19 protein-coding genes and 1 tRNA gene are annotated in these 25,611 nt (G+C 66.5%); 6 read left to right on the top strand and 14 right to left on the bottom strand.

Features of this window, described 5'->3' with window-relative positions; genetic code table 11:
- The first annotated feature begins 1 nt into the window (after position 1).
- The gene (locus tag SBP01_RS06085; RefSeq protein WP_275212620.1) at positions 2-499 is read left to right on the top strand and encodes a DUF2505 domain-containing protein; all 498 of its coding nucleotides are present in this window, start codon (positions 2-4) and stop codon (positions 497-499) included.
- A 4-nt stretch (positions 500-503) separates the two neighbouring features.
- Positions 504-725, top strand: a complete 222-nt coding sequence (locus SBP01_RS06080; protein WP_275212621.1) for an SCO4848 family membrane protein — start codon at positions 504-506, stop codon at positions 723-725.
- A gap of 81 nt (positions 726-806) precedes the next feature.
- Here the strand turns inward: SBP01_RS06080 and sufU are convergent, their stop codons facing one another.
- From sufU to SBP01_RS06035, 9 genes are all read right to left on the bottom strand, one after another.
- A complete protein-coding gene (sufU, locus tag SBP01_RS06075) occupies positions 807-1,256 on the bottom strand; it encodes a Fe-S cluster assembly sulfur transfer protein SufU (protein ID WP_320537849.1) in 450 nt (149 codons plus the stop codon).
- Positions 1,257-1,281: 25 nt separating this feature from the next.
- Positions 1,282-2,607, bottom strand: coding sequence for a SufS family cysteine desulfurase (locus SBP01_RS06070; RefSeq protein WP_320537848.1), 1,326 nt, complete (start codon positions 2,605-2,607; stop codon positions 1,282-1,284).
- 548 nt (positions 2,608-3,155) lie between these two features.
- Positions 3,156-5,744: a LuxR C-terminal-related transcriptional regulator gene (locus SBP01_RS06065; protein ID WP_414004289.1), complete on the bottom strand. Its 2,589-nt coding sequence runs from the start codon at positions 5,742-5,744 to the stop codon at positions 3,156-3,158.
- Between the two features lie 70 nt (positions 5,745-5,814).
- Positions 5,815-8,547, bottom strand: coding sequence for a LuxR C-terminal-related transcriptional regulator (locus SBP01_RS06060; RefSeq protein WP_320537846.1), 2,733 nt, complete (start codon positions 8,545-8,547; stop codon positions 5,815-5,817).
- A 116-nt stretch (positions 8,548-8,663) separates the two neighbouring features.
- Positions 8,664-9,254, bottom strand: coding sequence for an aminoacyl-tRNA hydrolase (pth, locus tag SBP01_RS06055; protein ID WP_275212627.1), 591 nt, complete (start codon positions 9,252-9,254; stop codon positions 8,664-8,666).
- A gap of 80 nt (positions 9,255-9,334) precedes the next feature.
- Positions 9,335-9,919, bottom strand: a complete 585-nt coding sequence (locus tag SBP01_RS06050; protein WP_320537845.1) for a 50S ribosomal protein L25/general stress protein Ctc — start codon at positions 9,917-9,919, stop codon at positions 9,335-9,337.
- A gap of 216 nt (positions 9,920-10,135) precedes the next feature.
- Positions 10,136-11,116, bottom strand: a complete 981-nt coding sequence (locus SBP01_RS06045) for a ribose-phosphate diphosphokinase (protein ID WP_275212629.1) — start codon at positions 11,114-11,116, stop codon at positions 10,136-10,138.
- Between the two features lie 3 nt (positions 11,117-11,119).
- A complete protein-coding gene (glmU, locus tag SBP01_RS06040; RefSeq protein ID WP_275212630.1) occupies positions 11,120-12,595 on the bottom strand; it encodes a bifunctional UDP-N-acetylglucosamine diphosphorylase/glucosamine-1-phosphate N-acetyltransferase GlmU in 1,476 nt (491 codons plus the stop codon).
- Between the two features lie 110 nt (positions 12,596-12,705).
- Positions 12,706-12,777: transfer RNA gene (locus tag SBP01_RS06035), tRNA-Gln, on the bottom strand.
- A gap of 162 nt (positions 12,778-12,939) precedes the next feature.
- Between SBP01_RS06035 and SBP01_RS06030 the strand changes: the two genes are divergently transcribed.
- Positions 12,940-13,566 carry a TetR/AcrR family transcriptional regulator gene (locus SBP01_RS06030; protein ID WP_320537844.1) on the top strand — a complete coding sequence of 209 codons (627 nt, stop codon included), beginning with the start codon at positions 12,940-12,942 and terminating at the stop codon, positions 13,564-13,566.
- Positions 13,567-14,129: 563 nt separating this feature from the next.
- Here the strand turns inward: SBP01_RS06030 and SBP01_RS06025 are convergent.
- From SBP01_RS06025 to SBP01_RS06005, 5 genes are all read right to left on the bottom strand, one after another.
- Positions 14,130-15,956 (bottom strand): ABC-F family ATP-binding cassette domain-containing protein, encoded by a 1,827-nt coding sequence (locus SBP01_RS06025; RefSeq protein ID WP_320537843.1) that lies wholly within the window; start codon positions 15,954-15,956, stop codon positions 14,130-14,132.
- A 39-nt stretch (positions 15,957-15,995) separates the two neighbouring features.
- Positions 15,996-16,958: a 4-(cytidine 5'-diphospho)-2-C-methyl-D-erythritol kinase gene (locus SBP01_RS06020; RefSeq protein ID WP_320537842.1), complete on the bottom strand. Its 963-nt coding sequence runs from the start codon at positions 16,956-16,958 to the stop codon at positions 15,996-15,998.
- Positions 16,955-17,827: a 16S rRNA (adenine(1518)-N(6)/adenine(1519)-N(6))-dimethyltransferase RsmA gene (rsmA, locus tag SBP01_RS06015; RefSeq protein ID WP_320537841.1), complete on the bottom strand. Its 873-nt coding sequence runs from the start codon at positions 17,825-17,827 to the stop codon at positions 16,955-16,957. The genes SBP01_RS06020 and rsmA overlap by 4 nt, the downstream gene beginning before the upstream one ends.
- Positions 17,828-18,029: 202 nt before the next feature.
- The gene (locus SBP01_RS06010) at positions 18,030-19,190 is read right to left on the bottom strand and encodes a ubiquitin-like domain-containing protein (RefSeq protein ID WP_320537840.1); all 1,161 of its coding nucleotides are present in this window, start codon (positions 19,188-19,190) and stop codon (positions 18,030-18,032) included.
- 281 nt (positions 19,191-19,471) lie between these two features.
- Positions 19,472-20,377: a TatD family hydrolase gene (locus SBP01_RS06005; protein ID WP_320537839.1), complete on the bottom strand. Its 906-nt coding sequence runs from the start codon at positions 20,375-20,377 to the stop codon at positions 19,472-19,474.
- Between the two features lie 165 nt (positions 20,378-20,542).
- Between SBP01_RS06005 and SBP01_RS06000 the strand changes: the two genes are divergently transcribed.
- Genes SBP01_RS06000 through SBP01_RS05990 form a run of 3 tightly spaced genes read left to right on the top strand, consistent with a single transcriptional unit; the run spans position 20,543 to position 25,611 of the window.
- The gene (locus SBP01_RS06000) at positions 20,543-21,652 is read left to right on the top strand and encodes an AAA family ATPase (RefSeq protein ID WP_275212639.1); all 1,110 of its coding nucleotides are present in this window, start codon (positions 20,543-20,545) and stop codon (positions 21,650-21,652) included.
- A gap of 12 nt (positions 21,653-21,664) precedes the next feature.
- On the top strand, positions 21,665-23,098 hold the full coding sequence (locus tag SBP01_RS05995) for a DUF58 domain-containing protein (RefSeq protein ID WP_320537838.1): 1,434 nt from the start codon (positions 21,665-21,667) through the stop codon (positions 23,096-23,098).
- Positions 23,095-25,611 carry a DUF3488 and transglutaminase-like domain-containing protein gene (locus SBP01_RS05990; protein WP_320537837.1) on the top strand — a complete coding sequence of 839 codons (2,517 nt, stop codon included), beginning with the start codon at positions 23,095-23,097 and terminating at the stop codon, positions 25,609-25,611. Before SBP01_RS05995 ends, SBP01_RS05990 begins: the two co-directional genes overlap by 4 nt.

The raw sequence follows: 25,611 nt of genomic DNA, 5'->3' as shown, positions 1-25,611 counted from the left end.
CATGGCACTGAGTGCAACCACCACCCTTCCGCATGCCGTTGGCAGCGTAGCTGCTGTTTTTGCCAACGAGGATTTCCAGCGGGACACCAGCGAATTTGTCGGCGGCACGCTGGAGTCCTTCGCCGTGGACGGCGACGTTGCCGGCGCGTTCAGCACCACGTCCGTCCGGACACTGCCCACCACCCGGCTGCCGGAGATCGCCCGCAAGTTCGTTGGCGAAAAGCTCACCGTCACCCAGGTGGAAAACTGGGAAGCGCCCGCCGCTGACGGCTCCCGGCAGAGCAACATCACCCTGAAAATTGCCGGTGCTCCCCTCGACGTGACTGCGGTCCAAAAGCTCGTTGCCGAGGGCGGCAGCACCCGTGTTGAGCTCGAAGGCAACGTCACCTCCTCCGTCCCGTTCCTGGGCAGCAAGATCGCCCAGGCAGCTGAGCCGATGGTGGCCAAGGCTTTGAACATCCAGTCGCAGCGGGCCCAGGCCTGGCTCGAAAGCCACTGACTCCATGCAGCTTCCCTTGTTCGCCGGATTACTGCTGATCATCGCGGGCGTCTGGTCGCTGGTGGTCTGGCCGCAGTTCCTGCGCCGGGTCATGAAGGATCCGCGGGCACGCGACGCCAACGGCTCAGCAACGAAGTTCCTCACCGTCCACGTGGTGCTCGTCAGCATCTCCATGGTGCTCGGAGCCGCCACCGCCGTGATCGGCGGTATGGGCCTGCTGGGCTAAAGCGGACAAAACGAACGACGCCGGGCGGTTACCTTGTTCGGAATGGTAACCGCCCGCCGTCGTACTTTAACAAACAACGGTTTAGGCCGCCTGGTTGAGCGCGTCTTCGGCCGCAACCCACGAAATCATGGCGCACTTGACGCGCGCGGCGTACCGGGCCACACCTTCGAACGCGGCCGCGTCACCGAGGATCTCCGGGTCCGCGTGGACTTTCCCGCGGGAGCGCAGGACTTCGCGGAAATTGCCGATGATCGCGTGGAACTCATCCACGGTCAGCCCCTCACCCAGTTCGCTGAGGACGGACGCTGACGCCATGGAAATGGAACACCCGGCGCCGTCCCAGGAAATCTGCGCCACCTTGCCGTCTTCCACCGCGACGCGCAGCGTGACTTCGTCGCCACAGACGGGGTTCAGCTGGTGGGACTGTCCGGTGCTGGCGCCCTGGGGCGCCTCCACGCCGGCCAGGCCGCTGCCGTGGCGGACCTTCGAATGGTCAAGGATGATCTGCTGGTACAGCTGGTCAAGGCTCATATTTGGTATACCTTCGGTGGCCGCGTCAGACGCGGAAGTAGGAGCGGACGCCGGCCACTGCCTCAAGGAAGGCGTCGACGTCATCGGTGGTGTTGTACAGGTAGGCACTGGCCCGGGTGGTGGCCGTCAGGCCCAGGCGGCGGTGCAGCGGCTGCGCGCAATGATGCCCCACCCGCACGGCGATCCCCCTCGAATCAAGGAACTGCCCGACGTCGTGCGCGTGCACCCCTTCGACGTCGAAAGCGGCCAGGCCGATCCGTTCCTCCCCGGCGGCGGGCCCGAGGACGCGGATTCCGGGGATACCTTCCAGGCCGGCCACCATCCTCTGGCCGAGCTCCGCCTCCCAGCGGTGCACGCGGGCCAACCCTGTTTCCGTGAGGTAGCTGGCGGCAGCGGCCAAGGCCACGGCCTGGGAGATGCGCTGGGTACCGGCTTCGAAGCGTTGCGGCGCGGGCAGGTACTCGGCGCGTTCCATGGTCACCGTGGTGATCATGGACCCGCCGGTGAGGAACGGCGGCAGCACGTCCAGAAGGTTCTGCTTGCCGTACAGCACCCCGATCCCGGTGGGCGCGAGCATCTTGTGGCCGGAGAAAACGGCGAAGTCGACGTCGAGGTCCTTGACGTTCAACGGCAGGTGCGGCGCGGACTGGCAGGCATCCAGCACCACCAGCGCTCCCGCCGCCCGGCCAAGGGCCACAAGCTCGCTGACGGGGTTGATGGTTCCCAGGACGTTGGACGCATGGGTGAAGGCGAGGACTTTGGTTTTGCTGCCCAGGATCTCCGCCGCAACGTCCAGGCGAAGGGCGCCGGCATCGTCGATGGGGATGTAACGCAAGGTGGCGCCGGTTCGGAAAGCGAGTTCCTGCCAAGGGATCAGGTTGGCATGGTGCTCCATTTCGGTGACCACGATCTGGTCCCCCGGGCCGGGAGCAAGTTCCTTGAGCCGGGCGTCGCCGCGGCCCTGGGCAGACCACAGGGCGGCGTTTGAGAGCGAATAGCTGAGCAGGTTCAGACCCTCGGTGGCATTGGATGTCCACACTGTTTCCGCGTAGTCCGCCCCGATGAAATCCGCGATGGTCTGGCGGGCATCTTCGAAGACTTCGGTGGCCTCCACCGCCAGGTGGTGCGCGCCGCGATGCACGGCCGCGTTGCGCTGCTCGTAGAACTCCTGCTCGGCCTCGATGACGCTTACGGGATTCTGCGAGGTGGCCCCGGAATCCAGATACACGAGGGGCTGGCCGTTGACCAGCTGGTCAAGCACCGGGAAGTCATTTCTGATTCTGAGTACCTCGGCGTTGTCCATGGCCGGAACGGCATGTTCCAGCGTGGCCGGCGTGGTTACGAATGCCAAAGCGAACTCCTTGAGATGCCAATGGATTGACATTCAATTGTCCCACAACACCACTGTGGCGACCGCCCGGGGGGACGGCCGCCACACTGGCTCCGGGCTTCAGGCCCGCGGATAGGAGGGCCGGCGACGGCTGGGGGGAGAGCCTCGGTCTCAGAAGACTCTGACGTCGCCGGCCCAGTCTCGGTCCGGCCCGTAGGCCGGAAAGTGTTGATGGAGAGAGGACCTGGTAAGTCTGGTGGGAGTAGGAGGGCTTTCGCCGCTCCTTGCTCCCGACACAAGTTAATCGCACGGGGACCCCCGCGGCACGAGTAGGAAGTACTCTACTTCGACGATGCGGCTACCGGCTCAGGCTCCGCTGATACGCGTATTCCGCAGGCCCGTCCACTCGCTACCCATCCCGGCGCCGCGGGGCCCGGCAGTGCCACGCTGAGGACAGGTCGAGGACAGGGCACGCCCCTGCTCGAAGAGGGGTGACCCGCAACGGCATGCCCGTGCCATGGTGGCGTCAGCGAACGGAAGCCTGTTGCAGGGCGGAGGCCAAGAGCGCTCTAGTGGGCCAGGGCCGTGGACAGTTCGTCGCGGCTCCGCACGCCGAGCTTCACGTACGTGCGGTACAGATGACCCTCCACGGTCCGCACGGAGACCATGAGCCGCTGGGCTATTTCGCGGTCCGTGAGCCCTTGGACGGCGAGCTCCACGATGTCCTGTTCGCGGCGGGTGAGGCGCACCGTGGGAGCCGCAGCGATGAACTGGCCCTCCCGGAACCGCTCGCCCAGTTCGTGATCGCACTTCTCCCGCAGGGCCACGGCCTGGCGGGACCGCCGGCGTTCACCGGCTGCTTCGAACACCGAACTTGCCCGCGCGTACGCTTCCCTTGCCACATTGACGAAGCCCTCGTTTTCCAACCGGGCCGCCATCTCCATCAGGGCATCGGCGTCAGCAGACTCCCAGTGCTGAGCCAGCGAGAGGAACGCCGCGGCCCAACGGCCCTGGACGCTGCCTGCCAGATTGTGGACCAGGGGAATCACCGAATGATCCCCCAGGTCCCAGCACAGGCCCAGCAGTTCCAGCAGCGTGCCGCTGCGGGCTGACACGACCGGTGTGGTGGCGAGGGTGTGGAGGGACGCCAGGCCCTTCCCGTCCCGGGTGATGTACTCGGAACCCGCGGCGGCGTAGGCCGTGGCGAGCAGATCCTGGCTGGCCGAACCCTGCGGCGAATCCTTGTAATCCAGCTCGAGCCTGCTGGACTGGGCAGCGTCACCGAGCCTCGCTGCCACATAGAATGCCAGCGCGGCTCCAAACCGGAACTCCTGCGCGGGATCGTTCAGCCGCAGCGTCTCCACCGCAGGCAACAGCGTCTGGTAAGCCCGTTCGATCCGGCCCTGCCGCAGCAATGAGTAGCCGCGCAGCACCTGGATGCTGCCCGCGAAAGCTGCTGCGTCCCGAGGCTGGCGCGCGGCGTAGTCCACCAGTTCCCGTTCTGCCGATTCCCAGTCCCCCACGGCCAGGTAGGCGGCGGCCAGGCGGCCCAGGACGAACTCGTTGAAGAAGAAAACTCCGCTGTCCAGCGAGGAAAGTCCAGACGCCGCCATGAGTCCTGCATCCAGGCCCTGGACCGCGCGTCCGGCTGCTGCCAGGGTCTGGGCCAGCAGGGCAGCACCCACGGTGAGGAGAGCGGGATCGGTGCCGCTTCCAGGGTTACGGCTTCGAAGATCCTGGACCTCATGCTCCAAAGCCGCGTAGTTCCCCGCTTCGCCGAATTCCAGCATGCGCAGCAGCTGCTCCCGCCAGTCCGTTGCTGAGTCGGTGCCGGTTTCGGCGGGGCTGGTGCGGAGCAATTCGCGGGAGTCGGCAGCGAAGGCTGCCAGCGGTGTTCCCATGGCCCGATGAGCAAGCGTCCTCAGCATCAGGGCGGGGGCGGCCCCGGGGCCGTCTCCGAGCTTCAGCCAGCAGCCGTCCAGGAGTTTGGCCGCGCCGGCGTAGTCCCCCTCGTTGAACAAAGCCCTCGCTTGAACCGCGTGGGCCGCCGGGACAAGTGCGGGGTCCGTAATCTTGGCCGCCATGGCCCTGGCGCTTCGGTTCCTAAAATGGGCCAGCGCTGTCCCTGCGGCTTCAAGTAGTTCCGGCTCCCCTGTTTTCACGCCGCATTCCAGGGCCCACTCCACAGCCCTCAGCCGGCCCTCTGACCCGGCCGGGGATGTGGCCAGGTGCTCGCGTACCCTTTCGAGAAGCTGCAGGCTTCGCGACACGGAAATGGTGAGCCGGAGGGCGTCGCCGAACATGGCGTTCCAGATGCGAAGGTCAGCCGGGGTGCCATGACTCTCCACCACCATCTGTTGGTCCAGCAGCGAGCGCACCACTTCGGCGCCGCAGATGTCTTCAATAACCTTGCGGCTTACTGGCCCTGCCAGTGCAATAAGTTTCAGGGCTTCCTGTTCGGCGGCGGTGCGCCGCAGCATGTCCTTCACCACGACGTTCGTCAGCCTCGGCCCGTCGGGCGGCAACGCGTCCAGGAGCATCCAGATCCCGTTCCGTTTGGCGAGCTGGCCCCCTTCCGCGGCGTCATGGAGCAGCGCATCGAGGATCCGCGGGTTTCCACCGGATGCACTCCAGATGGTGTCAACAGTTCCGGCAGGAACGGTGCCGTCCAGGGCGTGGGCGAGAACCTCTTCGATCTGTTCCCGGTTCAGCGGACGAAGGTCAACACGATCGGCAAGGCCGTCATACCAAAGCTGCGCCAGGGGCTGGGGCAGGCCGGGCCGCGGCCTGCCTGCCGCCACGACGCTGGCCCACCCGGCTGAAATCATGTCGGCCACGATGCCGGCAGTGGCGTCGTCCAGGTGGTGGGCATCATCCATCACCAGCAGCAGCGGCGCATCCCTGCCCGCTTTGAGCCTTTCGAAATAGCTCCAGACGGACCTCAGCACCGCCACCGGCGACACCGAATCCTCGGCGGTCAGCTCCGCGGTGTACGGAGCAAGGATCCCAAAGGGAACGCGTGAGAGCGAGGAACTTCCATGGATCTGAACAACGATCATGTCAGCGGCCAGCCGCTCGGTGATGGCTTCTGCCAGCGCGGTCTTCCCGATTCCCGGGCCCGCCATCAGGAACACGGCCTGGCTGGTTCGGGTCCGGATGGTATTGCAGATGCGATCCAGCGGCTGCCGCCGCCCCGTAAGCAGGCGGCCCGGTTTCGGTGGGTGGCCGTTAGACGAGTCCAGTCAGATCACCCCTGGATGTAACTCCCAGCTTGGTGAAGACCTGGTATAAATGGCCTTCCACGGTACGGACCGAGACGCCCATGTCCAGTGCAATATCGCGGTTGGAGGCGCCCCTGCCGGCGAGGCGCGCAATCTGCCGCTCCCTGCTGGTCAGGAGCGGGCTGCCGCTGCTGGGCACGATGGGCAGGCTGGCCACAGTGGAAGCCAGGATGTCCAGCCGTGCCTGGGCAGTCCTTGCTGCGGCCGGGTCGCCGGCCTGGCGGGCGTAGTCAACAGCCAACGCCATGCAGCGAGCCTCAACAGCATCCAGCTCCAGGGTTGCGGCGAGCTCGCCGCCGGCCAGCAGGGTCTTGGCGTCATGGGTCCGGGTGCCCACGGCAATCAAACGCGAGATCTCCGCCAGAGGACCCTGGCGGTGGCCGGCCACCTCTTCGAGCAGGCGGAAGTCGGCCTCCGTGCCTTGCACTGTGGCGCCCAGCAGGCCGATCCCGGCAAGCGTGTACCTCCCGGCCGCGATGTCGCGCCGGGCAGTCTCCTTCAGCCGGTTGACGGCCTCGGTGTCGTTCAGCCACCGTCCGGCCATGTCGGCACAGAAGTCGGTGATGCTCCGGGTAACGTGATCGGCGACTCCGCCGCTTCGCTGGAGCTTGTCCAGGTATTTCCGGGCCTGACCGGCATTGCCCAACTGCGCATAAGCAAAAGCAACGGCTGCGTATGCTTCCCGGCGGATGCCCTGGGCCGGCCGAAGCTCAAGTTGAGCCACCGCCGACAACAGCGAATCCAACGCAACGGCGCCCCGTCCGGCAAAGACGTAGGCGAGTCCGACAGCCAGCTCAGCGGCGGCGCTACGGTACGGAAGCTGGTGGATCTCCCGGGCGGCGGGATTGAGGAGGTCAATGCAGCGGTGCCACTGGCCGGCCGTCAGCAGGACGGAATAGGCCCTTTCGGTGAAAGTCTCGCGGAGGCCGACGATGTGGCCGGCATCGGAAATCTGGCCACCCAGCTGCCTCATGAGACTCAGGGCATCCATTTCCCGCCCGGTCATGGCGAGGGCAGTCATCAGGATCATCGCCGAGTTCATCCGGAACCACAGATCGGGGTTCAACCCGGCGTCAGCAGCAGCCTCCAGGCCGGGGATGGCTGCTGCGTAGTCTCCCACGAACGCCTGGTACTCGAACTCGCTGAGGCTGATCCGGTTCGTTGCGGCCGCAACGGGATCAGGCCATGCCTTCGCCCCAGGCTCAGCCTCCAGCCGCTCCCGCGCCGTCTTCAGGAGCGCCGGCACCCTGTCCGCATGGTCGGGCAGCCAGACCATGACCCGCGCTTTTGCTGCGATGACTTCGGCGTATTCCTGTGCGCCCAGGCTGTCCAGCTGAGGCTGTGAGATGTCGTCCAGGGCGCCCATCGCCTGGACGGGAAGATCCAGGAGCAGGTAGGCGGCAGCCTTCTGTCGTTGGGCGGCCACCCATTGGGGATCGTTGCGCCGGAGCGTCTCGGCATATTTCAGGGCGAAGTGCGGGTCAAAAAGCTGAACTGCCGCTTCGGCGGCGGCCAGCGCCATGATGGGACTGAGCTCGGCCTCACACTCGTTTGTCCATGCCGCAAACGCCATCAGCTCTTCCACGGTCATGCCGGCGGGATCGGGTTCCTGTCCGTCCAGGAGGAGATTCCGCAGTTCCCGGCGCCGGGTGATGCTGAGCCACGAGCGCACAACGTCGCCCAGGTACATTTCCCGCAACGAAACCCAGCGGCTCTCCGACGCGTCGATCTCAAGCAGCCCGGCGTCCTCCATGTCAGCGACGATGCCGGCACCGTACACCGCAGTGAGCCGCGAGAGCTCCACCCGCCGGGCGCAGGCCAGCATTTCGATGACCTCCCGCTCCTGGGGAGACTGCCGGGACCAGCGCGACCGGACAATGTCCTCAAGGCTCGCCGCGCCGTCGAGCACCACTTTGTCCCGCAAGGTCCATACCGAGTCTGAGAGCACCAGGTTTCCGGACTGCTGCTGCTCGGCCACCAGTGCCTTGAGCAGCAACGGATTCCCTCCCACCATGGTGTGGAAGGTGCTGACCAGGGAGGCGGATACCCGGCTGCCGAGCAAGGACAGCAGCACCTGGCGGGTCTGCAGCTCATTGAGGTTGTCCAGCCTGACCTCAGTCAGCCGGCGGTCCGTGAGGAGCCAATGGAAATCCGCCGGAAGATCACTGATTCCGGGCGCCACGGCGACAATGCGCGCGGTTCCGGTGAGGAGGATGTTCAGCAGGACGCCGGCACTCATGTCATCGATGGTGCCTGCAGTATCCAGGGTGATCACGCATTGGCGGCCGGCGGCGTCACTGCGGATCAGGGACGTTATGCCGCGCAGAATGGCCGTGGGCGAACCCATGTATGCCTGCGGAAGACGCGCGAGCAGGAAGGCCAGGCACCCGTACGGAGTATCCCCCGTGGCGGTCCCGCAACGGAGCTGCAGGGACCAGACATCGGGGCCAAGCTCGGAAACGGCCGTCCTCGCCAAGGATGATTTACCCACGCCGCGACCGCCGGTGATGACCACCCCGAGGGAGCCGGCGCTGGTCAGCGCCGTGCGAACGGCTTCAAGATTTGCGCTTCGTGCCGGCGCAGACCATCGCTGCGCCTCTGACATGCCGACGTTTTCCGTCCGCACATCAGGGTCATTGAGCTGTGACCCACGTTCCCAGCTGAGTGGCTCGATTGACATGAACTTATCCCCTACGTCCAATAAGCGGGAACAAGCCCCATCGCCCCCCGCTTGTTAAGCAGACTACCCCCAGGCAAGGAAGGCTGAACAGTGATTCGGGGTTTTTCGTCCGATTACTACACGTCGGTCTTTGCGGGGTGGAACTTCTGCTGCGCCGCGGTCAGCCCTTCCCTGATCAGCATCTCCACCGCATCCGCAGCTTCATCCAGCAGAAACGGCAGGTCCTTACGCTCGGCGCTGCCAAAGTCACGGAGCACATAGTCGGCGGTATCCATGCGGCCCGGCGGGCGGCCCACCCCCACCCTGACCCTCAGGTAGTCCTTGGTGCCGAGTGCTTTGGAGATATCCCTGAGTCCGTTGTGGCCGCCCTCGCCGCCGCCGCACTTGAGCCTGACGGTCTTGAACGGGATATCAATCTCATCGTGCACCGCCACCACCCGGTCCGGTCCAATGTCATAAAAATTCGACAGGGCGGCCACGGGGCCGCCGGAGACGTTCATGTAGCTCATTGGCTTGGCGAGCACCACTCGCGGTCCCCCAATCCCCAGCCGCCCTTCGAGGACCTGGGCCCGGGCTTTATGGGTTTTGAAGTTTCCGCCGAGCCGGCCGGCGAGTTCGTCAAGAACCATCTGGCCAACGTTGTGCCTGTTGCCTTTGTATTCGGCTCCGGGGTTTCCGAGGCCGACAATCAGCCAGGTGTCAGTCATTGTTCCATCCTAAAGTGGTCCGGACACGGCTGTGGCCGGACCCCGACGGGGCCCGGCCACGGCTGCAAACTGAGCGGGTGTTACTCGGCAGCGGCTTCAGAGGAAGCCTGGGCCTCTTCGTCGGAGACCTCGGTGGCCTCGGAGATGTTGATGACCAGGGCGTCGGCGTCTGCCAGCAGCACGGAACCCTTCGGCAGGACCAGGTCGGACGCGAGAATGTGCTGACCGGCGGTGCGGCCTTCGATGTCTACCTCGATGCCGGTGGGCAGGTGGGTTGCCTCGGCCTCGAGGGAGATGACGGTCAGTTCCTGGTTGAAGACGTTGCCCGGGGCCAGTTCGCCAACAACGTGGACCGGGATGTCCACGGTGACCTTCTCGCCCTTGCGGACGGTCAGCAGGTCGATGTGCTCGATGATCTGCTTGATGGGGTCGCGCTGGACGTCCTTGACCAGGGCCAGGTGATCTTCGCCGTTGACGTCCAGGGACAGCAGGGCGTTGGCCGTGCGGACTGCCAGGGTGGTGGCCTTGGCAGGCAGCGTGATGTGGATCGGCTCGGCGCCGTGGCCGTAGATGACGGCGGGGATCAGGTTGGCCATGCGGGCGCGGCGGGCAAAGCCCTTGCCGAATTCGGTGCGTACTTCTGCTGCGAGCTTCTGCTCAGACATGGGTGTCTCCTCTGGAAATCTACGTGGTGTTCAGCAAGGGCGGAGGTCTGTTGCGACCTTCAACGCCGGGCGGCCAGGTGTGGCGCCCTTCCAGAAGGGAGATTCAGACCCAGTCGATAACGGAGACTGTTCTCCCTCGCCAAGGTATCGTCAAAAAGCTTACCAGCGCCGGGCCCTAATACTGAAAACGGGACCGGCGCCGGACGGAAGTCCTGCTTAAGCGTTGCCGTCGAACAGGCTGGTGACCGAACCGTCGTCGAACACTTCATGGATGGCGCGGGCGATCAGGGGCGCGATGGACAGCACCGTCAACTGCGGGAAGCGCTGGTGCGAGGAAATCGGCAGGGTGTTGGTGACCACCACTTCACGGGCACCGGATTCGGCGAGCCGCTGGGCGGCGGGGTCGGAGAACACTGCGTGCGTCGCGGCGATGATGACGTCCTTGGCACCGGCATTCATGAGCACCTGGACCGCTCCGGAGATGGTGCCGCCGGTGTCGATCATGTCATCGATCAACACGCAGGTCCGGCCCTTGACCTGGCCCACGACCGTTTTGGATACGGCCTGGTTGGGCACGGTGAGGTCGCGGCTCTTGTGCACAAACGCCAGCGGGGCCCCGCCCAGGCGCTCTGCCCACTGCTCGGCGACGCGGACGCGGCCGGTGTCCGGGGAAACAACCGTGATATTGTCGGCGCCCACCTTGGTCCGGATGTAGTCCGCCAGCAGGGGGATGGCCATGAGGTGGTCCACGGGGCCGTCGAAGAAGCCCTGGATCTGTGAGGTGTGCAGGTCAACGCTCATGATGCGGTCAGCGCCGGCGGTCTTGTACAGGTCCGCAACCAGCCGGGCGGAGATGGGTTCGCGGCCGCGGCCCTTCTTGTCCTGGCGCGCGTACGGGTAGAACGGCGATACCACCGTGATCCGCTTGGCGGAGGCACGCTTCAGCGAATCAATCATGATCAGCTGTTCCATCAGGTGGTTGTTCAGTGGCGCCGGGTGGGCCTGGATGACGAACGCGTCGGTGCCGCGGACACTTTCGCCGGCGCGGACATAGATTTCCCCGTTGGCGAAGTCGTAGGCGTCAATGGGCAGCAGCTCAGTCCCCAACTCCTTCGCGATTTCCCGCGCCAGTTCCGGGTGCGCCCGCCCGGCGGCAAGCACCAGCTTCTTCTCGCCGTGTGCGGTAATTTCGCTCATGATTTACTTGCCCTCTTCTGTGGATGCTGGGGTATGTGAGGAGTCTGACGCAGCCTGGGCGAGCTCTGCCGAGCGCGAGCCGGGGCGGTGGGCAACAACCCAGCCTTCGGCGTTGCGCTGGGCGGCAACGGACAGGACGAGCGCGCCGGCCGGGACGTCCTTGCGGATCACCGCTCCGGCGCCGCTGTAGGCACCGTCCCCCACGGTGACCGGTGCAACGAACACCGTGTTGGAACCTGTACGGACGCCCGAGCCGATCACCGTGCGGTGCTTCTTCTCGCCGTCGTAATTGGCGGTGATGTTGCCGCAGCCGATGTTGGTGTCCTCGCCGATCTCGGCGTCGCCGGCGTAACCGAGGTGGGACAGCTTGGATCCCCGCCCGATGGTGACGTTCTTGGTTTCGTAGAAGGCACCGATCTTGCCCTTCTCACCCAGGACCGTGCCGGGGCGAAGGTACGTGAAGGGGCCGACGGCGGCGCGCGGGCCGATCACGGCGCCGGAACCATGGGTGCGGACCACCGTGGCGCCCTCGCCGACCTGGACGTCGGTCAGGGTGGTGTCGGGGCCAACGACGGCGTCCCTAGCCACGCTGGTGGCGCCGTGCAGTTGCGTGTTGGGGAGGATGCGGACGTCCTCGTCCAGGACCACCCCGGAATCGATCCAGGTGGTGGCGGGGTCAACAACGGTCACTCCCGCGCGCATCCAGGCTTCGACCGTCCGGCGGTTCAATTCAGCGCCAAGGGCGGCGAGCTGTACCCGGTCATTGGCGCCTTCCACCTGCCACCGGTCTTCGGTGACGACGGCGGCCACCCGGCCGCCTGCCTGCCGTGCGAGGCCCAGGACGTCGGTGAGGTACTTCTCGCCCTGGGAGTTGTCCGTGGTGACGTGCACCAGCGCGTCGCGGAGGACCGCGGCGTCGAAGGCGTAGATTCCGGAATTGACCTCACGGATCAGGCGTTCTGCTTCGGTGGCGTCCTTGTGCTCGCGGATGCCGGTGACCGAGCCGTCATCGCCGCGGAGGATCCGGCCGTAGCCCGTGGCGTCATCGAGCAGGGCGGTGAGCACCGTAACGGCGTTGCCCTCACGTTCGTGGGTGGCCACCAGGTCGGCCAGCAGGCCACCGGTCAGGAGGGGAACATCACCGTAAGTAACAACCACGGTGCCTTCGAGCTTCTCCCGGGCGTCCAGGGCCTCCAGTGCGGCCTCGACGGCGCGGCCGGTACCGGGCACGTCATCCTGGTCCACGATCAGCGCTTCAGGGTCCAACTCGTTCAGGTGGCCGGCAACCAGGTCGCGCTCGTGGCGGACCACCAGGGCCAACCGGCCGGGGTTGATGCTGCGGGCTGCGAGGAGCGCGTGGCCCACCATGGAGCGGCCGCCGATCTCATGCAAAATCTTGGGGGTACGGGATTTCATCCGGGTACCGGCGCCTGCTGCCAGAACGATGACGGCGGCTGGGCCGGTATTCTCGGGGATCACGTACGGGCTCTCCTTGCTTGGTTGCGCGTGGCGCTGGGTGCGGTGCCTGGCCGGCCACAAGCCTGGCGGGGCACCGAGTTCATACTACTGGACGGCTTTCCGCACAGCAGTTCCGCCCATAGGATTCGAACCTATACTCCACGGCTCCAAAGGCCGGGGTGCTGCCATTACACCAGGGCGGACCGTGCCAGAGGCGCAAGGCCAAGGCACAAGTAGTTATTTTGCCATGGGTTCAGGGCAGCCCGCGACACGGGCACCCACCGGTGCACCCCCAGGGGCGCTCCCGGAGACCCTCGCAGCCGTTTCAACCGCGCCGGCCGGCGGCCCTAAGGCATGATGGAAATGTGAGTAACAACCCACCCCGGGCACGGATGACCGGCGTACAGAGGCGCAGCCAACTGATCGACATCGGCCGCGGCCTCTTCGCCGCCCGAGGACTCGACGGCACCACCATCGAGGAAATCGCGGCCTGCGCCGGGGTTTCCAAACCGGTGATCTACGAGCACTTCGGCTCCAAGGAAGGCCTTTACACCCAGGTGGTGGACTTCGAATTCCGGATCCTGCTGGACGTGATCACGGCAGCCCTGACGGAGGAAGCGAAGCCCCGCATTCTCGTCGAACGCGCGGCACTCGCCCTGCTCACCTACATCGAAGACCACACCGAAGGGTTCCGGATCCTGATGCGGGATGCTCCCCCGTCCCAGCCCGAAGGCGCCTTCTCCACCCTGCTCTCGCACATCACAGCCCGGGTTGAACACATCTTGTCTGACGAATTTGACCGCCGTGGCCTGAGCGCGGCCGACGGTGCCATGTACGCCCAGATGCTCGTGGGCATGGTGGCCATGACAGGCCAGTGGTGGCAGGACAGCCGCCAGCCCGACAAGCAGACCGTAGCCGCCCACCTGGTAAACCTCGCCTGGAACGGCCTGACCGGCCTCAAGAAGGACCCGGAGCTGATGAGCGAAGGCTGAGTTGTTGCCTGAGGGAGTGGGGAACCCGTCCTCTGCGTGCTGCTCCTTCGTCGCTTTGACGCACGCTGCCGGACGCGTTCCCCACTCCCGTGTGCCGCCGTCGCCTTTCCTATTCGCCGAGTACTTCCAGGGCCTCGAGCCATTCGAGTTCGAGGCCTTCTCGGTCGCTGAGCGACCTTATGTGCCCGATGGCCCGCGATGCGCGACTACGCGAAGGCCCCCTGCACCACTAGTGCGCAGGTCCAGTTGATGTTCTCCGCACCCCAATCACTGAGGCTCACACCGCACCTTTCGCCGCGAAATGCAATTCTCAAACACGCGCGTTGGGGCGCCCGTCACGAGTACCCCTGCCGAACGTTCCGCGCGGGTACTGTTCCATGACTGGCGGTGAGGTTTGTTGTCGGGAGGTGATCCTTCGGGAAGGTGAGTTTGGAGGTCGCCCCGCGACCGGAGCGCTCCCTATGTGCTGTGTCTAAGCGACGCCGAAGGGCCGCCTGCGGCACCCAACCCACACGAACGCGGGAGGACCGGCACCCAAACAGCACCGGCCACCCAACGGACAGCTATTCGCCGAGTACTTCCAGGGCCTCGAGCCATTCGAGTTCGAGGCCTTCTCGTTCGCCGGCGAGGTCCTTGAGCTTCTTGTTCTGCTCGGCAAGGGCGTCGAAGTCGGAGTCGGCCGTGCTCTTGACCATTTGGTCGTGGATCTTCTTTTCGGCCTGCTCCAGTTTGCCCATTTGGCGTTCGATGCGGTTCTTGGCCTTGCGGGCGTCCCGTTTGGCTGCCTCGGAAGCGCCGCTTGCAGCAGAGGCGGAACTGCCGCTGGCGCCGGTCACGGGGTTGCCGCCGCCGGTGATGGTGGAGCCGGCGAGGGCGGATTCGCGGAGTTCCAGGTACTGGTCCACGCCGCGGGGCAGGGCACGGATCTTGCCGTCGCCCAGCAGCGCCATCTGGTGGTCGGTGACGCGCTCCAGGAGGTAGCGGTCGTGGCTGACTACGACGAGCGTGCCGGGCCAGCCGTCCAGGACATCCTCGACGGCGGCGAGGGTGTCCGTGTCGAGGTCGTTGGTGGGCTCATCGAGCATCAGCACGTTGGGTTCACCCACGAGCAGGCGGAGCAGCTGGAGGCGCCGCCGCTCACCGCCGGAGAGGTCCTTGACCGGGGTCCACTGCTTCTCGTTCGTGAAGCCGAGCTGCTCCACGAGCTGGCCGGCAGTGAACTCCTTGCCTCCCACGTTGAAGGAGCGCTTCTCGCGCTCGATGACCTCGATGACGCGGAGGTCCGAGACGTCGTCGAGCTCTTTGACTTCCTGCGTGAGCACGGCGGTGACCACGGTCTTGCCACGCTTGACCTTGCCGGTGGTCGGCTGGATTTCACCGTTCAGGAGCTTCAGCAGTGTGGTCTTGCCGGCGCCGTTGACGCCCACCAGGCCCAGCCGCTCCCCCGGGGCAAGGCGGAGGGTGATGTTGTCGAAAAGTTTCTGGCCGGCGTCGCCGCCGAGGAAGTCCAGGGACACGTTCTCGAGGTCCAAGACGTCCTTGCCGAGCCGGGCCGTGGCCATCTTGCTCAGCGCCGTCGAGTCGCGGGGCTCCGGGACGTCGGCAATCAGGGCGTTGGCGGCCTCGATGCGGAACTTGGGCTTGGCCGTGCGGGCCGGGGCTCCGCGGCGCAGCCAGGCGAGTTCCTTCTTCACCAGCTGCTGGCGCTTTCCTTCGGTGACCGACGCCGCCCGGTCGCGCTCAGCGCGGGCCAGGACGTACGCCGCGTAGCCGCCGTCGAACGGATCCATGATGCCGTCGTGGATTTCCCACGTTTTGGTGCAGACTTCATCGAGGAACCAGCGGTCGTGGGTGACCACCAGGAAGGCGCCCTGGTTGGGGCGCCAGCGGGTCTTCAGGTGCCTGGACAGCCAGGCGACGCCTTCGACGTCGAGGTGGTTGGTGGGCTCATCGAGCATGATCACGTCATGGTCCTCGATGAGGAGCTTGGCCAGGGCCACACGCCGTTTCTGTCCGCCGGAGAGGGCATGGACGTTGGCGTGCCAGTCGACGTCGGACACCAGGCCGCCCATGACCTCGCGGATCTGCGGGTTGCGGGCCCACTCGTAGTCGGCCTGGTCCCCCACGATCGCGGCGCCGACGGTGAGGTCGCCGTCGAGCACGTCGCTCTGGTCCAGGTAGCCGATGTTGACTTCGCTGCGCTTGGTGACCCTGCCGGAATCCGGGGTGGACCGCATGGCAAGCAGGCGCATGAGGGTCGATTTGCCGTCACCGTTCCGGCCCACCATCCCGATCCGGTCACCCTCCTCCAGGCCAAGGGTGATGCCGTCCAGGACGGTGCGCGTTGCGTACGAAACTGTGAGGTTCTCGCCGCCAAGAAGGTGTGCCAAAGGGGACTGCTTTCTGCTGCTGGGTAAAGTATCGGGCGCTTAAAGGAGCGTATCGGAGATGATTCGGGCGCCGTGAACGGGCCCGTGCACGGGAAACGCGGTGAGGCCGTAATGCCGCAGGTCCTCGGCCAGGCTGTCCGCGGCGGCGGGACTGCGGGTCAGGAGCGCCACGGTGGGACCGGAACCGGAGACAAGCCCCGCGAGGGCACCGAGGGCTTCACCCCGTCCCAGGGTATGGCGGAGCTTGGGGGCAAGTTCAATGGAGGCACGCTGGAGGTCGTTGACCAGGACCTTGCTGAGGGCCACCGCATCGCCTCCGCGGAGCGCCTGCAGGATCCGCGGATCCACCGCCATCGGCTCGGCTGCTTCGTGGCCTTCAGCATCACGGAGCCGGTCCAGGGTGCGGAAGACTTCGGGGGTGGCCAGGCCGTAGTCGGCTGCCACCAGCACCCAGTCAGTTTGTGCCTTCACCAGCGCCGGTGAGAGTTCGTCACCCAGGCCGAGCCCGACGGCGGTGCCCCCGAGGAGCGAAAACGGGACGTCGGCGCCCAGGTCTGCCGCGATGTGCGCCAGTTCGTCCCTGGACAGGCCGCTGTTCCACAGGGCATCACAGGCCAGGAGGGTGGCGGCGGCGTCGGCCGAGCCGCCGCCCATGCCGCCGGCCACCGGGACCCGCTTGGTGATCTCCAGGTGGACGCCCGTGGCGTGCTCCGACACATCGGCCATCATGGCGGCGGCCCTGTAGGCCAGGTTGTTTTCGTCCAGCGGGATGTCCACCCCGTCCAGGTCCAGGGTGCTTTCCGGGCTGATGCTGACCGTGATCCCGGGCGTCTGGGTACTGGTGGCGGCAACTTCCTCATAGAGGGACACCGCGAGGTAGACGCTGGCCACTGAGTGGTATCCATCGGGCCGCAGGGGTCCCACGTCCAGGGAGACGTTGACCTTTCCGGGCGCCTTCACCCGGACCGTCCGCGCGGGGAACCGTCCGGCCAGGGCATTCATGCTGTCGCCTCCCGGGCTTCGGCAATCCGTGCGAACGCGTGGATGTCGATGACTTCGCCCCGCGCTGTGGGGTCCACGCCTGCGGACACCAGGCAGCGCTCGGCTTCCGCAGCGCCGCCGGCCCAGCCTGCCAGGGCCGCCCGGAGCGTTTTGCGGCGCTGGGCAAAGGCGGCATCGATCACGGCGAACACCTGCTGCCGGGTGGCCGTTGTGACGGGCGGTTCCCGGCGGGTGAAGGCTACGAGGCCGGAGTGGATCTTGGGCGCCGGCCAAAAGACGTTCATGCCGATCACTCCGGCCTTGCGCATGCTGCTGTACCAGGCGGCCTTGACGGACGGCACGCCGTAGGTCTTGGACCCGGGCCCGGCGGCCAGCCTGTCCGCCACTTCGTCCTGGACCATCACCAGTCCGTGCTGCAGGCTCGGGAAGTGCTGGAGCAGGTGCAGGACCACGGGCACGGCCACGTTGTACGGAAGGTTCGCCACGAGGGCGGTGGGCTCGACGGGCAGGGAGGTGACCTTCATCGCGTCGGCCTGGACAAGGTGGAATGAGTCGGCGGCCCCGGGCCGCCAGGCGCGCACCGTTGCGGGGAGCTTCGCGGCGAGGACCGGATCAATTTCGACGGCGACTACCGCTTTCGCCGCGTCCAGCAGGCCGAGCGTCAGCGAACCGAGGCCGGGGCCGACTTCCAGGACCGTCTCATCCGCCCCGATGTTGGCCACCGAGACAATGCGGCGGATGGTGTTGCCGTCAATGACGAAGTTCTGGCCGAGTGTTTTGGTGGGCCGGATGCCAATTTCCTCTGCCAGTCGGCGGATGTCGGAAGCGCCGAAGAGGGGTGCGGGCGCGGCGGCAGTCGGTTCAGTCACGTAGGTATCCTATCCCGCCGGCCCTTCCCCGCTGCCCGCTTTGTCGTGATTCCGCAGCATCGCGGGCTCACGCCTGCCCGGGTTAACGGCAGTGGCCGGCCCCGGGAAATTCCCGGAGCCGGCCACTGATGCCCGTGGAGTGCAGGCCCGTGCACCTGGCGGCTGTGGTCAGCTGCCGCCGGCACAGGGCTTGGCGGGGCGTCTAGCTTGAAGCGGCCCAGCCACAGCCCCACGGCTGCAGGCCGCGCTGCGCGTAAACCTTGTTGGCGATGTCGATCTGCTGTGCCTTGGTGGCCAGGCTGGCGTTGGGGGCGTATGCCCCGCCACCGGCGCCGATCCACGTCTGGATGTTGAACTGCAGGCCGCCGTAGTAGCCGTTGCCCGAGTTAATGGACCAGTTACCGGTGGATTCGCACTGCGCGATCTTGTCCCACATGGCCTCGTTCATCATGGCCGGGGCTGCAGCACCGGTGTTGGTGCCCGCGGCAGGTGCAGCGGGGGCCGGCTTCGGCTTGGTGCCCACGGCGACCTGCTCCGTCACAGGCTGGACGGAGACGGCTTCGGAGACCAGCGTCCGGGAAGCTTCACGGCCGTCCACGAGGACCAGCTTGAAGGTCCTGTCGACCTTTCCGGGCACGCCGGCCTGGGTGACCTTTTTCTCGCCCTTGAACAACTCAGGGCTGTCGCTGCTCAGGCTGTCGAAGGCCACTTCTTCAGAGGTGGCGGCAGTCTGGCTGGTATCCACGCGGGAGACCTTCACAACCATGTTGTTCACAACGTGCGCGTTGCCGGGCTGGGACGTCCGGTCGTCGACGCCGAGGGTGATGCCTGCGTCTTCGAGCACCTGGGCGACGGTTCCCGCCGTCGTGGTGGCCGTGGCGACCTTGCCGTCGGCAACAACGCTGACGTTCTTCGGCGTCGAAATTGAAACGAAGGAACCCGCAACCGCAAGCTGGGCACCCTTCGGGGCGGAAACCGAGGAGGCGTTTGCCACGCCGAGCTCGGTGACCAAGCCGGCCACGTCCGGCGCCGTGGTGCTGACGGTCTTCTCCGCACCATCCAGGCTGACCTTCACGGCCTTGGCCATGTTGACGTTGATGACCGTGCCGTTCTCCACTTTGACGTCCGCCGAGGGCGAGACGCGGTCGGACGGCTTCAATTCCACGTTTGCGCTTTTCACTACCTGGCCAACCGTGCCGCCGAAGGACTGGACCGAAGTCACTTTTCCGTCGACATTGAGGGTAACGGTTTTGTTATTTCCGACGAAGGCCACGAGGCCTGCCACCAGCGCGCAGAGCACCACAAGTTGGGTGCCGATTTTGATGAAACTGAACTTGCCGTCCGTTGTGAAGAGCTTGACCACGATTGCCCATAACTTTTGATCCGTCCGGGCACGGGGAAAAACGCAGTGAAATAGCCGGCGCAGGCCCCAAGGGACAGCTCCGGGCATCGATGCGCCGCCACACTTTTCTCTGAGGACAGGCAGCATCGGTGGCTTGCCTGGTCTTCTGCGAGTGAAGTGAAATTATCCGTAGGCCTTCCCCGACCCCGGCTAATAATTTTCCACTGTAACCGTAGCGTTATAAAGCGACCAAGAAATTAGCATACTTAGTATGCTCGACAGACGCCGTGGAAGGGAGCCCGTCAGGCCCAGGAACCGTACGCGCGCACGGTATTTTGGGCGATCGTCCCGCAGAGCCCGGCGAGGTCCGTTCCTGTCAAGTCGGCCATGGCCCGGACGGTGTAGGGCACCATGTAACTGGCGTTCGGACGGCCCCGGTGCGGGTGCGGGGTGAGGAACGGAGCGTCGGTTTCCACCAGGACCAGGTCCGGGTCCGCCACGGCGAGTGCGGCCCGAAGATTGGCGGCGTTCTTGAATGTCAGTGTTCCCGCGAAGGACATGTACCAGCCCGCCTCATTGCAGATCCTGGCAAGCTCCTCATCGCCGGAGAAGCAGTGGAACACCACCCGCTCCGGGGCCCCCTCCTCCCGAAGCACCTGGACGACGTCGTGATGCGCGTCCCGGTCATGGATCTGCAGGGTCAGGTTCAGCCGCTTGGCAATGTCGATGTGCCGGCGGAACGAATAGCGCTGATGGGCCAGGCCCTCCCCCTCCGTGCGGAAGAAATCAAGGCCGGTCTCTCCAATGGCCCGGATCCGGGGATGCGCCGCCAACCGTTCAATCTCCGCCAGCGCTTCCTCCAGCTCACCGCGCCCGGCATAGTCGGGGGCATCGTTGGGGTGGAGGGCCACCGCCCCCAGCAACCGGCTGTCCGAGTCAACAGCCTGGACGGTGAACCTGGATGATTCAAGGTCCGTGCCCACTTGGATGGCACCCTGCACCCCCACGGTCTCGGCCGCGTCCAAGGCCGCGGCAATGGCCACCGGGCTCTCGCCGTCGGGAAAACCGAAGTGTGTGTGGTTGTCCATCACCGGGACCGGGAGAGGTTCCGGTGCCGGCGGATAGTCCGGGCGTTTCTGCTGGGCGGAACCGGCCGGAGTGTCGGCCGCGGCGGCGCGGTAGGCGGCGGGAATCAGCGGATTGCACATCCTTCAACCCTAGCGCCGGAGGATACCCCCGGAATTCAAGGAACTCTCTGTCTGCCCCGGCAGTTGTCTTAGTAGTCTGGTAGGAAACAGATGCGAACGCCCACCGCCGGGCGCAGGCAGGCCGGCTGTCCCGTCCCAGGTGATCCCCGGGCTGAAAGGTTGCAGATGGACCCCCACCGCCGCACCGCCGTCAACGAGGCAGCCCCTCCCGGCAGGAACTTTTCCCCGGTCCCGGGGCAGGTGGAGCACCTCAACGGCCATCGCACCGCCGCCATGGATGCCGCGGAATTCCACGCCGCCAGCCGCCGCATCCTTGACTCGATCAACACCGTGATCGACGGGAAATCCGATGCCGCCAGGCTAGCCCTGACGGTGCTGCTTGCCCAGGGCCATCTCCTGCTTGAAGATGTGCCGGGCGTGGGCAAGACGTTGCTGGCCAAGAGCCTGGCCCGGACCATCGATTGCACGGTGAGCCGGATCCAGTTCACTCCCGACCTCCTGCCCTCGGACGTCACGGGGGTGTCCATCTACAACCAGTCAACGCGCCAGTTCGAGTTCAGGCCCGGGGCCGTCTTCGCCAACATCGTCATCGGCGATGAGATCAACCGCGCCTCCGCAAAAACCCAGTCTGCGCTGCTGGAGTGCATGGAAGAGCACCAGGTCACGGTGGACGGAGACTCGTACAGGCTCGACGAGCCGTTCATGGTGGTGGCCACGCAGAACCCCATTGAAATGGAAGGGACCTATCCCCTCCCGGAGGCCCAACGGGACCGCTTCATGGCCCGGATCTCCATGGGCTACCCGGACAAGGATTCGGAAATCGAAATGCTGGAAACCCACCAGGCGAGCTCGCCGCTGGCGAAGTTGTCCGCGGTGGTGACCGCAGCGGATGTGGCGGCCATGATCGCCACCGTCCAGCAGGTCTATGTGTCCCAGGCGGTGAAGGAATACACCGTCTCCGTCGGCAGGGCCACGCGTGAGAGTCCCCTGCTCCGGCTGGGGGCGAGCCCGCGGTCCATGCTCCAGCTGCTCCGTGCCGCCAAAGCCACGGCGGCGCTGGATGGCCGTGACTTTGTGCTGCCCGACGACGTCGTGGGTATTGCGGAGTCGGTTCTGGCCCACCGCATCATCCTTGACCGCAAAGCCGCCGGGGCCGGTGAGACGCCGAACAGCGTTATCCGCGGCATCCTGTCCCGGCTGCCGGTCAGCCAGGATCCGGTGACCACTCCGGCCCGGTCCTCAGCCGCGCCGGCAGGATTGCGGCGGAACCACTAGGCGGGATATCCCATGGCGCTGCTCGATCGGTTTCCGCGGCATCTCTTCACCCACCGGGGGTGGGGGCTCCTTGCCGCGGGCGCCATCTCCCTGGCCGCAGCGCAGATCATGGGACGCCGGGACCTGCTGAGCCTGAGCGTGCTGCTGATCGTCCTGCCGGTCGTTGCCCTGGCGGGGATCAGGCTCGTGAAACCGCGTTTCCAGGTGTACCGGGAATTCCACCCCTCCCCGGTGGAGACCTCCGCGGCCACCACCGTCCGGCTCGCCGTGGCCCGGAGCGGCTCGGGCGGCGGGCGGGCCGTCATGGAGGAGAAGCTGCCCCCGCAGTTCGGCGAGTCCCCCGCCTTCCGCTTTCCGGCCCGGTCCGCCACCGGCGGGACAAGCAGGTACGAATACCACCTGCACTCCACACAACGCGGGCAATACCTGATCGGCCCCGTTACTGCCGAGTTCACCGACCCGTTCGGGCTCTCCCTGCACCGGCAGGCCATCGACGACGGCGACATCCTGACCGTCACGCCCGCCGCCGTCGAACTCCCCGTCACCGGGCTCGCGGGGGCCCGCGGCAACGACGGCATCACCGCCACCCGGACCCGCGCCAACCCCAGCGACGACGATGTCATGACGCGGGAATACCGCCCGGGTGATCCCATGCGGCGCGTCCACTGGGCCGCCACCGCCCGCCACGGCGAACTCATGGTGCGGCAGGAGGAATCGGTCACGACGCCGGAAGCCACCATCATCCTGGATCAACGGTTTGGGGCCTTCTCCGGCGGAGCCGCGTCCGGATTCGGGGGAACGGCTCCCCGGGACAGCCATGAGATGGCCAGCAGCGGCACGTTCGAATGGGCCGTGGTGGCGGCCATGTCCGTCTGTACGCACCTGGCCGAGCGCAACTACGCCCTCCGAATGCTGGATCCCCGGGGCGAGCCGGCGTTCCTCCGCTCGCCGTCCGCACCGGAGCCCGATTCAGAGGAGTATTCGGGGACGTCCGGGCTTCAGGCCATCGCCGAAAGCCTTGCCGCCATCCGGATTTCCGGCCCGCACCACGCCGGGTGGGAACTGCATACCGGCGGGGAGAAGCACGGTCCGAAGGTCCACGGCGGCCACGACCCGGACGTCTTCGGCGACCAGCTGATGGACAAACTATCGGCGCACCGGATGCGCGGGCCCATCATCGCCGTACTCGGCAGAACCTCACCCGAGGAGGCGAGGGCACTGGCGCAGGGGGCAGGCTACGGAGCAAACGCCTTCGCCATCATCGTGACCGACCGGCCCGAAGATTCCGAGGACGCCCTGGAAACGCTGCGCCGGGGCGGCTGGCGGGCTGTTGCCGTGCCTGCGACGGCGGCCGTCCCCGTGGCCTGGAGCAGCTTTGACCAGGACGGCGCGGCGCCCGCCACGGCAGCGGCCGACGTCCGCCGCGGAGCGGGGGTGGGGCGGTGACGCTGGCACCTGAACGCGAATCCTCCCGGGAGCCGCGGGCTGCTGCCGGCCGCGGGCCCACCGCGCCGGACAGCCACGGGCAGCGACCTGCACGGGTCCGGGTCGGGGCGTACCCGTGGGCCATGGCCGGAGCGGTCGCCCTGTCCGTTGCCGGGGCTGCTTTGTCCCTCAACGGTGTCCTGCGCGGGTGGGCCTGGTACCTGCCTGTCCTGACGACGGTGGCGGTGGTTTGCCTGACCCTCGCCGTGCTGCGCGCCCTGCGCGCCCAGCCGCTCCTGGTGGCGGTGGGCGGCTTTGCATCCCTGGTTGCCGTCATCACCCTGACTTTCTTCCGCAGCACGGGCCTGGCCGGCTTCATCCCCTCCGGGGCGACCCTGACAGAACTGGGCAGGTTCATCCGCCGCGCCAGCGAGACGGTCCTCGCCGAGAGTGCGCCGGTGGCCCCGAACGCCGGGATCGTCATGGTCACGTGCGCCGTCCTGGGCTTGGCGGTCATCCTCATTGATGCGTTGGCGGTCCCCCTCGGCATGCCGGCCACCACCGGCCTGGGCCTGCTCGCCATCATGGTGGTTCCTGCCCTGGTGAAGCCTCAGAGCGTGGGGTTGTGGGGTTTCGGCGCTGCGGCCGCCGGCTACTTGCTGATCCTGGGGTGCAGCCAATGGTTTGGCCCCGATTCACGCATCCCGACCGACAGCGGAAGGGCACCCGGGCATCTGCGGCGGGCCGTCCTGACAGGCACCGTAGCCCTGGTGGCCGCGCTCGCGGTTCCGCTGGCGATTCCGGGCTTCGATCAGGGGACCTTCCCGCAAGGCTCCCGGCTCAACCCGTGGGGCGCCGGCACGGGCCTGAACCCCATGATCACCCTGGGCAACAGCCTGCGGACCCCGGCCGGCACGGGCCGGATCACCTATGCCACGAGCGCCCCCGGGCCGCTGTACCTCCGGTCAGTCACGGTGGACAATTTCGACGGCGAAACCTGGGGACCGGACGACCGGGACGCAGAGCGGCGTCCCGTCTCCGGCCTGATCCAGACCGGCTACGACGTCACCGCGCCGCAGCAGCGGCAGGTCACCGTCGTGGAAACGGGTACGTTTACCAGCCCCTACCTGCCGTTGCCGTATGCGCCGCAATCAATCCGCGGCCTCAACGGGTCCTGGACCTGGGATCCTGCCACGCTGACCGTGAAAGGGCTCAACACCAACACCCGGGCCCAGCAATATATTGTGGCGTCCTCCGCACCCGTACTTACGGCTGACATGCTCCGGCAGTCATCCCGGGGAGTGCGCGGCATCCTGGCGGAATTCACCAGGATTCCTGACGGCGTGCCGGACATTGTCCGCCGGACAGCCGATGCGGTGACGGGTTCCACTGAGAACGAGTACGCCAAGGCGATGGCCATCCAGAACTACCTGCGCTCGGGAGAGTTCACGTATTCCCTGCAGTCCCCGGTCCAAGGCGGTTACGACGGTAACGGGTTGTCGGTGCTGGCCGATTTCCTCACCCAAAAAAGCGGCTACTGCATCCATTTTGCCTCCGCCATGGCCGTGATGGCCCGGCTGGAAGGCATTCCCAGCCGTATCGCCGTCGGCTACGCACCGGGGCGGGCTACTGGAGCCAGCGTCTCTGTCGCCGGGCAGGGGGCCCTTCCGGAATTCGAAGTGGACGCCCGCGACGCCCATGCGTGGCCGGAACTCTACTTCCAAGGATTGGGCTGGGTGCCCTTCGAGCCCACCCCATCACGCGGCGTGGTGCCTGCGTATGCCACTGAGCCGGTCAGCCCCGCGTCGCCCGACCTCATTGAAAACAACAACGACCTGCTCTCAAACGCGACAGTTCCGGCACCGACGCCCAGCGTTGCGCCGGCGCCTGCTCCGGATGCCAACGCCGGCAGCCTCGAACACTGGCTCCTGCCGTGGCTGCCGGGCGTGGCGGGCGTGCTGGGGCTGCTCCTGGTCCTGGCATCGCCCCGGCTGGTTCGTATGGGGATCCGCTCCCGGCGTATCCAGCGGCCGGACCCGGACACGGGGAATGCGATTCCGCTGGCATGGGCTGAACTCCGCGATCTCGGCACCGACTACGGCCTGCCGCCGCAAGCGAGCGAAACGGCCCGGGCCTATTCCGCGCGCCTGCGCCGTTCCGCGCTGCTTGGGGAACCCGGCGGGATGGAGGACCAGGCTCACCAAGCCGTGCTGACGCTGACCGCAGACTTTGAACGCCGCAACTACGGCCGCCCGGGCAACCCCGCCGTCGCTGCACGGGAAGCCGCTGCAGGGAAACCGGAGCGGATTGCACCCCGGATTTCGGCCGTGGAGCAGTCGCTGCGCGAGAACGCCCCGCTCGGCAGGCGCTTGCGGGCCACCTGGCTCCCGGCATCGGTCCTGGGGAGTTGGGCCCGGCTCCTGGCCACCCCGTTCCGGGGGATCAGGACACCGGCACGCCGGGCGGTCACGCACGCCGCCCGCTTCCGGTCCAGGGCGCGCACCGGCTTGTTCCGTCCCCGCCGCGGCCAGTGA

It is taken from the genome of Pseudarthrobacter sp. IC2-21, assembly GCF_034048115.1.
In the GTDB taxonomy this organism is placed as follows: domain Bacteria; phylum Actinomycetota; class Actinomycetes; order Actinomycetales; family Micrococcaceae; genus Arthrobacter; species Arthrobacter naphthalenicus.
The sequence above is the reverse complement of the archived record's forward strand: the minus strand, read 5'-3'. Positions and strand labels throughout refer to the sequence as shown.